The organism is Microbulbifer sp. THAF38, from assembly GCF_009363535.1.
Lineage (GTDB): Bacteria > Pseudomonadota > Gammaproteobacteria > Pseudomonadales > Cellvibrionaceae > Microbulbifer.
Window position 1 is genome coordinate 284,229 of sequence record NZ_CP045369.1, and the last position, 13,918, is coordinate 298,146.

Consider the following 13,918-nt stretch of genomic DNA (forward strand, 5'->3'; position numbering starts at 1 on the left):
TTCTTATTTGAAAGGTCTTGTTCAGGACCTGAATACAATTAGATTTCTCAAGAAAATGCTAATGGGAGTTTTCCGGTGCCCGGCGCAATAAAAAATGCATTTACGGAAGATTATTTAGATATTTTGCCGGAAAAGTTAGCGAGCGAAAATCAAGCTGAGCTGAAGAAATTCTTACGCGAGCCAGATGAATTATTTTCATTTGAATACTGGCTGACGGAAATATGTCCGTGCCCTAAAAAAGAAAACTTCTCTGTTCGACAATACTTAAGTCGTATTATTGTTGAACTTGATGAACTTATCTGCGATCAAGTTAACCGGATTCTCCATAACCCCCGCTTTCAACGTCTTGAAGCAAGTTGGCGTGGGCTCGCCATGTTGGTTTTTGATACGCCGCACTCAGACAATATCAAGATAAAGTTACTAGATGCCAACTGGAAAGATTTAAGTAAAGATATTGAAAGAGCTCCAGATTTTGATCAATCTGGACTTTTTCATTTAGTCTATAACGAAGAATTCGGCACCCCAGGTGGGGAGCCTTTTGGCTTGTTAATGGGAGATTATTATATTTCCCATAGGCCCTTGCCTGACCATCCTTATGATGATGTTTTTACCTTGCAGGGTATCGCCCATACGGCAGCAGCCGCGTTCGCACCATTTGTTTGTGCCGCTACTCCTCAGCTGTTCGGTGTCGATCACTTCGATGACTTGGCCAAGCCCATTCGTTTTTCAGAGGTTTTCCGCCAGAAGGAGTATATACGGTGGAATAGCTTACGGGATTTAGAAGATAGCCGTTTTCTGGCCATTACTTTGCCTCAGGTCCTTATGCGTGAGCCTTACAACCTGAGCTTTTCAGAATATCGTGGGTTGAGATTTGCAGAGCAGGTGACCGGATCTCATAACCGGCGTTATCTGTGGGGTAATGCCTGTTTTGCAATAGGTGCTGTACTTTTACGTGAATTCAGTGAGGTAGGTTGGTTTTCACATATCCGCGGTGTTGCTCGTGATCACTTTGGTGGTGGATTGGTTACGCAATTGCCTGTTATGCCCTATAGGCCGGATAGTCGCCCAGGCATGGTGAAAATGTCCACTTCAATTCTAGTTACAGATTTTGTGGAACGAGATCTTTCCGAATTAGGCTTTGCTTGCCTGAGTCACTGTTACGATACGCCTTATAGTGCTTTTAACAGCGTGCCCTCTTTACAAAAGGCTAAACAATATAGCTCCAAGGCGGCCACAGCGAATGCGCGAATTAGCTCGATGTTACAACAAATTCTTTGCGCATCGCGTTTTGCACATTATATCAAGGTCATGATCAGGGATAAGGTGGGCGCCTATATGAATGCTGCGGACTGCGAACGTCAGCTTCAACACTGGTTGGATCAATATACAACTGGCCGAGATGACTTATCTTGGGAGATGTTGGCACGTTACCCTCTGCGTGAGGCTCGTGTGCGAGTGGCCGATGAGCCAGGCAAGGTTGGCAGCTACCAAAGTGTTATTCACCTAAAAAGCCACTATACAGTGGATCACTTAGTATCTGAACTAAAGCTCACAACGGCATTGGCAACGATTGGTGTCGGGGCTTAATAGGATTATGGCAAGAGAAAAACGGCTATTGGCTCCAGTGCTAGATCGATTACTGGAATCATCTAGCAAAGTAAATATGCACCAATCCCATCAGATTCTTCGCCAGTTGCGTGAAGGGGTGCGGCGCGATCTAGAATATTTGTTTAATACACGCTACCGCTGTATTTCTCCTCCTGCTGCTTTGCGACATCTTGAAGAGTCGAATATTAATTATGGTCTTCCGGATTTATCTACTGTCAACTTATCCTCGTTAGAAAGCAGAAAACAATTTTGCCGGGATATTGAGAAGACTATTCTTCATTTTGAGCCAAGGATTCGTTCGGTAAAGGTTACCACCCAGGATAAAGTAGATGTGGAGGATCCCAGTATACGTTTCCGTGTAGAGGCGGTACTGCATGTCAACCCTGCTTCGGAAGTCATTGTTTTTGACTCCGCTTTAAATCCGGTGACACAAATGGTAGATGTTTCTGAGATTATGTGATGAGCGAAAAATTAATAGATCTCTATGAGCGTGAGCTCGCTTTTATTCAGCAAACCTCTGCTGAGTTCGCACGCATGCATCCTGCAGCTGCATCACGCCTGCAACTGGATGCAGATACCGTAGATGACCCACTTGTGGGCCGTTTGTTGTCTGGTTTTGCTTATATGAATGCCAGGGTTCAGCAAAAACTCAGTGATGACTTTCCTGAGCTGACAGATGCAATGCTGGAAACACTGTATCCGCATTATTTACGTCCAATTCCCTCTTGTGCCATTGTACAATTCGAGCCGGATTCAGATCTGGATGCAATCACTCCCGTTGAAGCAAAAACACTATTAGAGAGTGATAGCTTTCAGGGGCAAACCTGCAGGTTTACCACCTGTTATCCAGTAGAAATTAATCCTTTTCAGCCTGTCAGTGCTAGCTTGATGCCACGTCCGTTTATTGCGCCTGGCTGTAATGAGGTTCAGGGAGCAAACGCAGTCCTCAAACTGTCTCTTAAGGCATTAAGCCCTGATCTTAGCTTTGCAGAAATGAAGCCGGAAAAAATTCGCTTTTTTTTGCGAGGTCAAGCAACCCATGTTTATAGTTTGTATGATTTGCTCTTAACCAAATGTGTAAAATTGGTTGTGGCAAATGGAGAGAGTGACCCCAAGCCTACGTTCCTATCGCCAGAAGATATTCGACAAGTGGGAATGGAGGCGGAGGAAGGTTTGCTGCCTTACCCCGATACCGCTTTTATCGGCTATAGATTATTGACTGAATATTTTGCTTTTCCGGAAAAATTTCTTTTCCTGGATATTGCCAATTTGCAGGGCGCATTGAATGATAGTTATTCAGATACACTAAATTTATATTTTTATCTTTCCGAAACTCACGAGGAGCTGGAAAAACAGCTGGTGCCGAGTATGTTTGCTCTCGGCTGTACACCTGCCATCAACCTATTTAAGCAGAGTGCGGATCCTATTCCACTGACGCACACTCAATATGAATATCATATTGTTGCCGATGCGCGCCGCAGTGATGGGTTGGAGATTTACTCCATTGATGAAGTTGCTGCAACAGATGGAGATGGTGAGACAACCAGATATAGACCCTTCTATGGTATTAAACATAGTCAACATCATGCAGAACAGTCTGCTTTCTGGTTTAGTCGACGTCGTGAAACTATTGAAGGCGAACACCGTAATGAGCAGGCTTCTGAAGTCGATATAAGTCTTGTAGATTTAGATTTTAATCCACACAGAATTAATGACCAGACACTCGATATCAAGCTGACCTGCTGCAATCGGAACCTTCCTAAAAAATTACCCAGTGGTAATTCCCAGCCATATCTCGACGTCGTTGATGGTGATGTTCCGGCAAGCCGTATTAGTTGCGTCGTTGCGCCAACGGCAACCTTGCGGCCTCCTAGAAGAGAGAGAGGCTATTGGAAATTAATTTCACACCTGAATCTTAACCATCTTTCTCTGTCAGGAAGTCAGGGGTGTGATGCCCTCAAGGAAATTTTCAGGCTTTATGATTTTAGAGATTCAGCGAGTACTCGAAATTTGATCGAGTCTTTATTAAAACTGAATACCAAGCCAATCACGGCACCTATTCAGATTGATCAAAGTGTAGTTCTTTGTCGAGGGACTGAAGTCGAAATTGAGCTTGACTCAATGATGCTTACTGGAACCAGCCCATTGCTATTTGCCAGCATTATTGAGCGATTCCTCGGTCTTTATTGTTCTATTAATTCATTTACTAAATTGATTGCTACCATGAGTGGCAGAGATGGAGAGCTGAAAAGATGGCCACCTCGCGCAGGCGAAAAAGCTTTACTGTAATAGAGCGGCTGCGTCGAGAGCCCTATCACTTCGATTTCTATCAGGCCGTTCGAATCTTGGAGCGGGCTGTGTCTATGGCTGATGGCGAATTTTGTGAAGAGCCTATAGCCAGTGCAGCCCCGCCAGCTAAAGAAATGGTTCGCTTCAGTGCCCAGTCTGGGTTGTCCTTTATTGGGTCTGATGTTTTACGCCTGGAAAAAAAATTAAGTAATAATGCCGAGATACAAGATAAAAAGATTAGCCAGTGGCATATGGAGGTTGGATTCACAGGTTTAATCGGTAGCCAGGGCGTTATGCCTTACTATCTTACAGAGCTAGTTCAAAAAGAACTTAAAGAGAATAATACCGCTTTACGGGATTTTCTTGACATATTCAATCATCGTCATACCTCTCTACTTTATAAGGCCTGGCATAAATACCAACTGCCTGTAAATTATGAGCGTCAGCGCTTGCGCAATGAAAGAGCCCCTGACATTTTTACCCAGGCAATTGCTTCTCTAGCGGGACTAGGCACTAGTGAGATGCGCTATCGAATGCCAATTCCCGATGAAGCACTTCTGGGTATGGCGGGGCACTTGGGGCAGGGGCGCTGCTCGGCAGTGGCACTGACCAGTATGATTCAACACTTCTTTGGTTTGAATGTTTCTATTGAGCAGTTCCAGGGACAATGGGATGAATTACCGGAAGATATTCTCTGTCGTCTGCCTTGTGAGGAAGCTCCTAGTGGAGTTAATAACTGCCTCGGAACTAATACAATTTTGGGTACACATTGTTTTCAGGCTCAGAACAAATTTCGGATAGTTATCGAGCCAATGGCCTATGATCAATTCATGACTATTGCTCCGGGGACTCAGAAATTGGAATCCCTAAAGGCATTTATCAAGCTTAGTGCTGGAATTGAACTGGATTTTGAGCTGTCAGTCTCGCTACCTGCCCAACAGGTTTCACCGGTGCAATTAAACCGCAAGTCTGATCACGACCCTCTGTTAGGGTGGAATACCCACATGGCCAGTGAGCAGGAGCCTGCAGAACTTATACAAATTACATTAAGTGCTGACAATATGTCGCCAGATGAAGCATTACCTGCGGCATGATTATTCGTTAACAATAATTTTTAAAAGGATCTTTTCACTGTGATAAATATCGATTTGAAGCGGCTCGTGGATACCATGACACCGCATATGCGCGACTCCCTAGAGGGTGCGGCCGGCCTCTGTCTATCACAAAATCAATATAACGTTGAGCTTGAGCACTGGTTGCTGAAGTTATTGGACCAATCAGATACCGACCTCTATCATCTGCTTGAAAAGCATGACTGTAATCCTGCAAATTTTGCAAAACAGCTTGCATCTGCTATTGCTGGATTTCGTTCGGGTAGCAGTCGTCCACCTGCGTTATCTCCGACCATTGTAGAAGCAGCTAAGAATGCCTGGATGTTGGCTTCTATAGATTATGGTCACCGTGCTATCAGCTCTGGGCATTTTCTCGCAGCTTTGTTATTAGAAGAAACGTCACGCCGCCAAATTCTGGAGTCTTGCCCAGAGCTCAAGAATATAGCTCCGGAATCCATTCGTGAAACAGCTAGAGCTATGTTCGGTCAAAGTGCCGAGTCTAGCCATATTGGAGCCGCAAGTGCTACGGATAATGGGGCCGCTGCAGTTGCAGCTGCTGCTAGCAAGGCTCCAGCTCTTGATAAGTACACGGTCAACCTCACCGAAAGAGCTAAGAAAGGGGAAATTGATCCTGTTCTTGGGCGAGATGAAGAGATCCGGCAGTGTATTGATATTCTGACCCGACGTAGGCAAAACAACCCGATTCTTACTGGCGAGGCGGGAGTGGGTAAAACTGCAGTAGTTGAGGGCTTTGCTTTACGTATTGCCAGTGGCGATGTGCCTGAACCCTTGCGTGGTGTTGCCGTGAGGACACTTGACCTGGGCTTACTTCAGGCGGGTGCCAGTGTAAAAGGGGAGTTTGAAAATCGTCTCAAATCTGTAATTGAAGAGGTTAAATCCTCGCCAACACCTATCATTTTATTCATTGATGAGGCCCACACCATGATTGGTGCTGGGGGTAAAGAAGGCCAGGGTGATGCAGCTAACTTGCTCAAGCCAGCTTTAGCACGGGGTGAGTTAAGGACCCTGGCTGCGACAACCTGGGCTGAGTATAAAAAGTATTTTGAGCGTGATCCTGCCCTTACCCGACGTTTCCAGGTTGTAAAGGTTGAAGAGCCCTCTGAGACAGATGCAATAGATATGATGCGCGGTATTGCTGCTACTCTTGAGGAGCACCACAAAGTGCGTATCCTGGATGAAGCAGTTATTGCCTCAGTTAAGCTATCTCATCGCTATATCCCTGGTCGCCAGTTACCCGATAAGTCTGTAAGTCTGCTGGATACAGCATGCGCACGTGTAGCACTTAGCCAATCCGCTACCCCTGGTGCAATTGAAGATGCTCGAATCAATATTGATCGAACGAATACTACGCTGGCCAAGTTAGAGCGTGAAAACGCAGCTATGGGTGAGCATGAAGAGCAGCTAACTGAATTGAGGGCCTTCAAGTTAGCCGAAGAACAGCGTATAGCTACTTTGGAACAACAGCTTGTTAAAGAAAATGAGTTAATTGAGCAGGTTCAAAAAATTCGCGATCAAATTGACTCCGAATTCATGAAAGGAAAGGGCGATCAACAGGAGCCCGATCCCGCTTTATTAGCTGATTATCAACAGCAGTTAAAAAGCCTCTCTGCAGAGCTTGAGTCCATACAGGGTGACACTCCATTAATGCAACCGGCCGTTGATGAACAGGCTATTGCTGCAGTGGTCGCCAACTGGACGGGCATACCTGTTGGAAAAATGGTAAGTGATGAAATCATTGCGGTTAAAACACTGGCGGAGCGACTCAATAAGCGCGTGATTGGGCAACCTCATGCAATTGAGGCTGTTGCCCAGGCAATTCGCACCTCGCGTGCTGGTCTAACCGACCCGCGTAAGCCCGTAGGTGTATTTATGTTCTGCGGAACCAGTGGTGTAGGTAAAACTGAAACGGCTTTGGCATTGGCCGATGAATTATTCGGTGGCGAACAAAATATCACCACGATCAATATGGCCGAATTTAAAGAAGAGCACAAAGTATCTATGCTGTTGGGATCCCCTCCTGGATATGTCGGCTATGGAGAGGGAGGTGTTCTTACAGAGGCTGCAAGGCGTAAACCATATTCTGTGATTCTGTTGGACGAAATGGAAAAGGCCCATCCCGGTGTTCAGGATATTTTCTATAACCTATTTGATAAGGGCTCCATTAAAGATGGTGAAGGGCGTGATATCGACTTCAAGAATACCGTTATCATTATGACCTCCAATGCCGGTGAGGATGCTATCAGAGCTATATTCAGCCAGGTAGAAGAAAAGCCGGAACCAGATGTACTCCTCGATAATATTCGTCCACACCTACTACAGAAATTCAAGCCGGCATTCCTTGGTCGCGCCAATGTAGTTGCTTACTATCCGCTGGATGATGAGAATCTGGTGGAAATCTGTAAGATCAATATGCGTAAGATAGAAAAGCGTGTACGAGAGCACTATGGTGCTTCTTTCTCGTATGATGAGGATGTGCTCATCAATATTGTGGCACGTTGTCACGAAGCCGATACTGGAGCTCGTAATATTGAAGTGATCTTAAATAAAACTCTATTGCCAGAATTGGCTAGTGAATGCTTGGATAAGATGGCGAAGGGTGAAGAGGTTAAAGCAATTAACGTCTCTGCGACTGAAGAGGGTGATTTTGCCTATAACGTAGAATAATTTGAAACTAGCCCAGTAGTGAGATTAACTGGATTTCATTACTGGGCTGGGTACCACTTAAAATCATGTGTAATCGTTACTTCTGTTGACTTTATTAGTGAATCATTCTTCCTGCTCTCATAACTAAGTCAGAGATAGCTCGATGCATCCGTAGGAATACCATACGGATAAATGAAACTGTTATATCAACTCCTTCCACAACAACCATCCCAATTAATTGCGCAAATCTACGTATAAGACGCATTACCCAGAAAGAAATATCTTTGCTGATTTGGTAAGCGTTGTGCAAGAAAATTGCCAGCCTATCTAAGATCGTAAATGTTGTACTTCCTGCCACAACAAGAGAAATTCCAGCCAGATGACCTATCTTTTTTAAGACCCAGAGTAGAGCTTCTCCCGCCATCCAGATTGTGTTCATAGATAAGGAAATAATACCTTCTGATCTTAACCAAGCCTCGATACTCTTGTCCAAATTGTCTTTTGGTCTTTTTTGTCTAACTGTATCCCAGTCCAGACTCGTTTCATTTGGGGCGACTGAGTCAATGTATGTTTCACTACTATGATTTGTCACAGGATTGTAACTTGGCGTCATTAATTCAAAATCTCCTATGCCACTGTCAGGCACATGGATAAATGGCCAGGTAGGTACCATGGGAACTACATCGGCACGGTGATAAACGCGATAAATATTTTGGGGTGTCAAGCGGCGTTTGCAACTCGCGGAGAAATGTTCAAGCCCAACTCTTGGGCTACCATAAGTGTATAATTTTATTGTTTTCCCTGTATTTGAGGATAGCCAGTCGGCAGCGAGTGTTGCTAGTGCCCCTCCAAGACTATGTCCGACGCAATGTATCGTATGTACATAAGGAGGAAGGTGGCGTGAAAAGTCCTCTAGTTGGGGAAAGAAGCTCTCAAAGGTATAATAAAAACCTTGATGTACAGACCCCCCAGTATGAAATCGTTTGATTCCAGCATTTAGATCTGTTAATAGATCATAACCACTGGCTGTTCCTTTTAGAGCTACAAATGCTTGTCCTTTGAAATTATCCTTGCCGCAGGTTGCAATTCCCATCGCGTGAGCACTCTTAATTAGAGTAAATGCTCCTGTTTTGCCTTTAATTTTATTGGGGAGGTCTTCTTTTAGGTCAAAGTCATCTTTGTATAAGTCGAAAAATATCTTCTGATCATTTGGCTTTTTTATTAGATATATATCTGCAGCGAGTTGCGCGCTATATTGTGGGGTGAGCATTGGTTTGGCCTTCTTGTTCTATAGAAATTTGCATGATGTTTTTAGGGCAGACTTGAATTTCCTTTCTGTTTTAGGTTCGTCAGTTAGTTCACAAGCTAAATTGATAGGGTTTCCATTCATTTCGAAGTTCTCAGCTGGATTTCTTTTTGCGTAAATCCATATTAAATAACTTCTATTTTCGTACTCTACATTTATACTTTGCGAGGAAATAAACTCAACTGGCAAAACCTGTGTTATTGAGCTTTCAAATTCAGCGGGAAGTAAAACGTTGCCTTCTTTATCTGAAGTGAAAATGTCAGTTTTTTCCTCCTTCCAGTCAATACTGCGAGTTATTTTTGCTCCTGCTGCTGGACTGCCATCTAGTGTAATTTTAATTTTCATTTCAGAAAATGTGCATGCTTTTAATGGGTTGAGAAAAGCCATGCCGTAAGCTCCCCCTGGTATTAATAGGATAGATAAAAGTGCGGTTTTTATTGCGAAATATATTGTTTTATTGCTCATGAGGTAAGAGTTATTTATGTTAATTCATGAATATAACATCCATGTTGTCTTAGATTTTAGTGAGTCTTATAGCTTTCCCGGTTGTTTGGATTGGTAATCTAGTTAGATGTTAAAAAGCTGATTTATCTTCTATAGTGGGATTGGTAGAAATATTTTTGAAATTAAAGATGCGTACTCCTTAGTTTGTGTTTAAAAGGTTAGTGCACATAAGTAACTTATAGAATTGATACAATATTTGCTTTTGTATACAGGGCGAAAAAAACAAACAGCAAGATGTATTGTTGGTCAGGCTGTATATTAATTTTTCTCACATATGAAAAATCTAAAAGACCACTTGAGGTAATTATTGTTAATGGCCAAGATTTTTTAATGAGTCGGCGGATATCTTTCTGTAAAAATTTTGGTTTTTGGGAGATATGTTTGTTTAACGTCACCCAATTTACTTTTATAAAGATCTCTTTGGGTAGAATATGAATTAGCCACCAATCAATACGGTAGGGCATCCAATAACAATCTTACCCCCATGACCAGTAGTATCTCCCATTCGGGCTGCAGGCTTTTTTTGCAGCATCACGGTAGTACTGCCCATAGCAACTGTATCCGGCGGTCCTACGCAGGTGCAGGTGCTACCCACGGTGGCAGATGGCATACCACCGATAATTACCGTCGGAGCACCAGGGCTGAGAATCGGGCCGCCTACATGCGGGACCGTCCCAGTCACCATTGGACAGACATGCATATCGGTAATACGTGAAGCTGGCTTGCCCATGATTTATTCCTTAATTCTTCCATTGCCGCCACGGGCCAAATCCAGCCCCTGCTTCATATAGCGGTCGAAGCGTTTTGCAGGGTCAACCGGGTCAGATAAGACCGCAGCCAATGTGATACTGCCGGCCACCGCGTGTGCATACAGGTGCTCGGGTGGTTCAACAACAGGCTCGCCTTCGGCAGCTAAGCTGCCGTGACACCAACTGGCTGCGGTAGCGGCCCAGCTTGCCGGCGTCTTGTGTTTGGTTTTATCGCCCAGAGCTTTGCACTTTAAGCGTGACTCTTCGTTAGGTTTTTTGGCCCAAGTCTCTGCAGCGATCAACGCACTGACATTATCTTCGTCAGTTTCAGGACTCTGTATATCACGTGCTGCAAGGCAGGCCCACCATACTGCTTCACGTTTAGGCAAGCCATGGGCTAGTAGTTTTATGGCATCCGGATAGAGACCAGCTCCCACAAGCTGATTAATACTCACCTCAGGTGCTGTATCAGGCACCAGGTGCTCTTCTGCCTCCTCGCTGACTTCAAAATTCTTTAGAAGCTCAGCTGCAGTGAGCGCTTGGACTTTGATCAGATCGGTCATCTATTGTTAAACCCCATCAATTGATCATGGTAACGCCACCTTTCAAGGTGAGCATACCACCGCCTTTAACTTCCGCAGTTGCGTCCCCTTTACAGGAAAGCATGGTTCCTTTGATGGTGATACCTGCTGGTGTTAGCTTGATGCTACTACCGCCAACCTTCAACTCGATAGATGCTTTAGAGGTTATCTTAATTGCCCCCATGGCATCAGTGGTTTGGCTACCCTTGCTGACTTTAAGGGTATGATTACCTGAACCGATGGTGACAACTTGGTTACCCTTATTGACATTGAGTTTTTGGTCACCCTTGGCAATAGTGACAATTTCACTGCCGTCAGTGACAGTAATGCTTCGATCCTGTTTGATTTCTAGAGTCTGCTGGTTTTCTATTTTACCGGTTTGGTCATTGTGGATCACAAAGTTATGATCCTTCCCGGCCTCCATATATATTTCTTCGTTGCCACCCTTGTCATCAAATCTGAGCTCATTGAAGGTGCTGCCTTCATACTCAGTTTTCCAGCCGCTTTGTGTGGCTGTGTAGTTGGGCCCCGGGTTGTCTCCGTTATAAACGGCTCCGGTAATCAAGGGTCGATCTGGATCACCATTGATATAGGTGACAACCACCTCCTGATTAACTCTGGGGACAAAATTAGCCCCCCAATTTTTGCCGGCAAAAGACTGCATAACTCTTACCCAGCAGCTGTTCTGTTGTGAGTTCCAGGGAAACTTAACTTTGAGCTGTGTGTAGGGGTCTTGAGAGCTGTCTGAAGCCGTTGCTTTAACTTCTAAAACCCGTGCTACCTGCGGTGAATGGATCTTCTTCGCGCACACATTGGGCTGAGGGCGAGGCATCACACTAGAAGGTATACAGCTAAAGGTGTTGTGGAAGTGGGTATCTATACCGTTTCCATCCGCTGCAGAGATATGCACGGAGGTAATAAGATACTTTCCTTTTTCGGAGGACAGCGAGTGATCGAAATTAAAGCGCCCGCCTGCGGTAAAGGATGGGCAGTCACTACGACCATGGCTCACATCGAAAAGCGCTTCTTGCGCTTCCATCGCCCGCTCGGCAAGTGCTTTGTGATAGCTGTCAGTAAATTTATGCTTGTGCTCACCGTCGGCCTGGAAATGGTTTAAGCCATAGAGGCCGCGCATGTAGTTTGCAACATCATTCAGCTGGCTGGTGGTTTTTACCTGCTGCTTGTTATCCTTGGTAGCGGTGTACTCGCTATAGTCTTTTAGCTCAAACCCACCGCCATGATAATTGAAGTTTCTTCTCCAACTACTCACAGTATTTTTGGTGGGGTGACTGCCTCCGCCATCGTATTCGATGTTTTCGCTCTCACAGTCATAGAAATCCTGGGAATCATCACATAGCACAAGCTCATGTTGTCCAGCAGAGTGCTTAAAATAATAAGAGATGCCTTCTTCAGCCATCAGGCGATTGACAAACTCAAAGTCACTCTCATCAAACTGAACACAATATTCACGAGTAATATATTCGGCGTTTAGCTTTAGAGTTAGCCTTATAACACGGCTGTACTCTCCGAGAACCTCTTCCAAAATTTGCTTGGCTGATTTGTTTTCAAATACCCTGTTGCTGCCAGCCAAGCTAGTAAACCACAGGCCTGGCTGTAAAATAGCGCTATAACTGCGTACACCCTCAGCATTGACATCATGCAGGGAGAACTGTGTGACGTAGCCATTAATATAACGTGGTGTTTCTGCGTGATGAATGGATACCGTTACTGGTTTGCCGACAATATCCTTTTGCTCGATAGCATGGTCATCAGAAAGCAATTGTACTTCATAGCGAAAAAGCTTAGATATGTGCTCTTCGCCTTGCAGGGTCGTAGCAATTAGCGCATCTGTGCCAACCGGGCTATCGACCGTAATCATTCTTTTATCTTGATTGAGTGTAGCCATGGGCAGCCCCAACTATCCCTACGGTGCCTGAAAGAAATGAGAAACTAGCAGATTTGCAGATCTTTAGCTGAAAGCTCAATAAGCACTCAGCTAAAGACCTGTTTAGATAGCCCGCAGAATTCTGCAGGCCATCTTTCTTCCAAAAAAGGAAGTAGACCTATTACAGCGGAGTAGCAGTAGTGAGGTCGTATCCAACACGCATGTTTTTGGGGTTCTTGTTGGATTTGTCTGCGTGGTTGAGGTCAGCCTCAATTTTGGCAAAGCTCAGGGAGATGGACTCCTGAGGAGCGCCACCAGCAGAAGCACCAATGCTGTAGGAGGAGATCAGTACGTTTTCCAGCTTGTAAACTGCATACTTTTCTACAGAGTTAGCGCCAGTCTGTACAACGTGGATTTCGACAGGTACACCTTCGTCACCGGTTACAGAAGCCTTGAACAGGCCGCCGGATGCAGCGTCGATGCGCTTGGTGAAGGTAACTTCACTCAGGCTTGGGCGAGAAGCTTCACGGTTGGAGGTAGCGCCGGCTTCCATGGTGATGCCGCGACCAACACCAAAGTTGAAGCTGTCAACTTCGATCCAGTCTTCATAACCCTGGGCGGTAACATTACCCTTGGTGGCCAATTTGTTGAAGTTCATGTAGATAGCCATGGGAAATCCCTCTTTGTTGGCTTGAGATGTAGGTGATTAATTCCTCACTACCACATTAGTGCGGCAGCTCAGGTGGTGTCGCAATGACAACTAAGGTGATTTAAACAGAGGAAAATGCAAAAAAAAACTTAATTTTCACCTTATTAAATCGACTCTGGCACTAATTATTGAAGAGAGAATCTTGATTGTTGAGGGGATGCAGGCTGTGCTTATTCGACTCTGACACTAATTAATTTGCTATCGCCCAGTAAGGATCATTGACCTAAAACAAACGATTGCCTGCTAAAAAAATTAAGAATTGTTAACGGCATTATCTTAGTGAAATACTTTGAAATAAAGTTTTTGGCCTACCATCCGCAGTTGTAAGGTAGTGTAATCACTTGTGCTGGTGATTGAGTTCTCCGCAGGCCCTGTAATTATCGAGAGGTTTGTTCAAAGCGGTTTATAGCCGAACTTATTTGCTTATCCCTTCATTGTTGCCTATGGGGCTGTTCGATATACTTTGCCCCTATTTAGCTTGACAACCGGGCTGTAGCATTTTGCTGTTACA

The 13,918-nt window shown here is 44.7% G+C and carries 11 protein-coding genes; 5 read left to right on the plus strand and 6 right to left on the minus strand.

Translation table 11 applies throughout. The annotated features are described in order from the left end of the window. The first annotated feature begins 75 nt into the window (after positions 1-75). The 5 genes from tssC to tssH are packed head-to-tail and all read left to right on the plus strand — an operon-like array spanning position 76 to position 7,694. The gene (gene tssC / locus FIU95_RS01275) at positions 76-1,587 is read left to right on the plus strand and encodes a type VI secretion system contractile sheath large subunit (protein ID WP_253868790.1); all 1,512 of its coding nucleotides are present in this window, start codon (positions 76-78) and stop codon (positions 1,585-1,587) included. A gap of 7 nt (positions 1,588-1,594) precedes the next feature. Next, a complete protein-coding gene (tssE, locus tag FIU95_RS01280; protein ID WP_152450762.1) occupies positions 1,595-2,068 on the plus strand; it encodes a type VI secretion system baseplate subunit TssE in 474 nt (157 codons plus the stop codon). Then, positions 2,068-3,897 carry a type VI secretion system baseplate subunit TssF gene (gene tssF, locus FIU95_RS01285; RefSeq protein ID WP_152450764.1) on the plus strand — a complete coding sequence of 610 codons (1,830 nt, stop codon included), beginning with the start codon at positions 2,068-2,070 and terminating at the stop codon, positions 3,895-3,897. The genes tssE and tssF overlap by 1 nt, the downstream gene beginning before the upstream one ends. Further along, the gene (tssG, locus tag FIU95_RS01290) at positions 3,861-4,991 is read left to right on the plus strand and encodes a type VI secretion system baseplate subunit TssG (RefSeq protein ID WP_152450766.1); all 1,131 of its coding nucleotides are present in this window, start codon (positions 3,861-3,863) and stop codon (positions 4,989-4,991) included. The genes tssF and tssG overlap by 37 nt, the downstream gene beginning before the upstream one ends. Before the next feature lie 39 nt (positions 4,992-5,030). Further along, entirely contained in the window at positions 5,031-7,694 is a 2,664-nt protein-coding gene (tssH, locus tag FIU95_RS01295; protein ID WP_172975293.1) for a type VI secretion system ATPase TssH, read from the plus strand. A 94-nt stretch (positions 7,695-7,788) separates the two neighbouring features. Here the strand turns inward: tssH and FIU95_RS01300 are convergent, their stop codons facing one another. From FIU95_RS01300 to FIU95_RS01325, 6 genes are all read right to left on the minus strand, one after another. After that, on the minus strand, positions 7,789-8,943 hold the full coding sequence (locus FIU95_RS01300) for a lipase family protein (protein WP_152450768.1): 1,155 nt from the start codon (positions 8,941-8,943) through the stop codon (positions 7,789-7,791). 18 nt (positions 8,944-8,961) lie between these two features. Next, positions 8,962-9,444 (minus strand): DUF6795 domain-containing protein, encoded by a 483-nt coding sequence (locus FIU95_RS01305; protein WP_152450770.1) that lies wholly within the window; start codon positions 9,442-9,444, stop codon positions 8,962-8,964. Positions 9,445-9,919: 475 nt separating this feature from the next. Further along, entirely contained in the window at positions 9,920-10,213 is a 294-nt protein-coding gene (locus FIU95_RS01310) for a PAAR domain-containing protein (RefSeq protein WP_152450772.1), read from the minus strand. A 3-nt stretch (positions 10,214-10,216) separates the two neighbouring features. Beyond that, positions 10,217-10,795, minus strand: coding sequence for a hypothetical protein (locus FIU95_RS01315; protein WP_152450775.1), 579 nt, complete (start codon positions 10,793-10,795; stop codon positions 10,217-10,219). Positions 10,796-10,811: 16 nt separating this feature from the next. Then, complete coding sequence (locus tag FIU95_RS01320; RefSeq protein ID WP_152450777.1) at positions 10,812-12,719, minus strand: type VI secretion system Vgr family protein; 1,908 nt, start codon at positions 12,717-12,719, stop codon at positions 10,812-10,814. A gap of 160 nt (positions 12,720-12,879) precedes the next feature. Then, the gene (locus tag FIU95_RS01325) at positions 12,880-13,368 is read right to left on the minus strand and encodes a type VI secretion system tube protein Hcp (RefSeq protein WP_152450779.1); all 489 of its coding nucleotides are present in this window, start codon (positions 13,366-13,368) and stop codon (positions 12,880-12,882) included. Between the last annotated feature and the right edge of the window lie 550 nt (positions 13,369-13,918).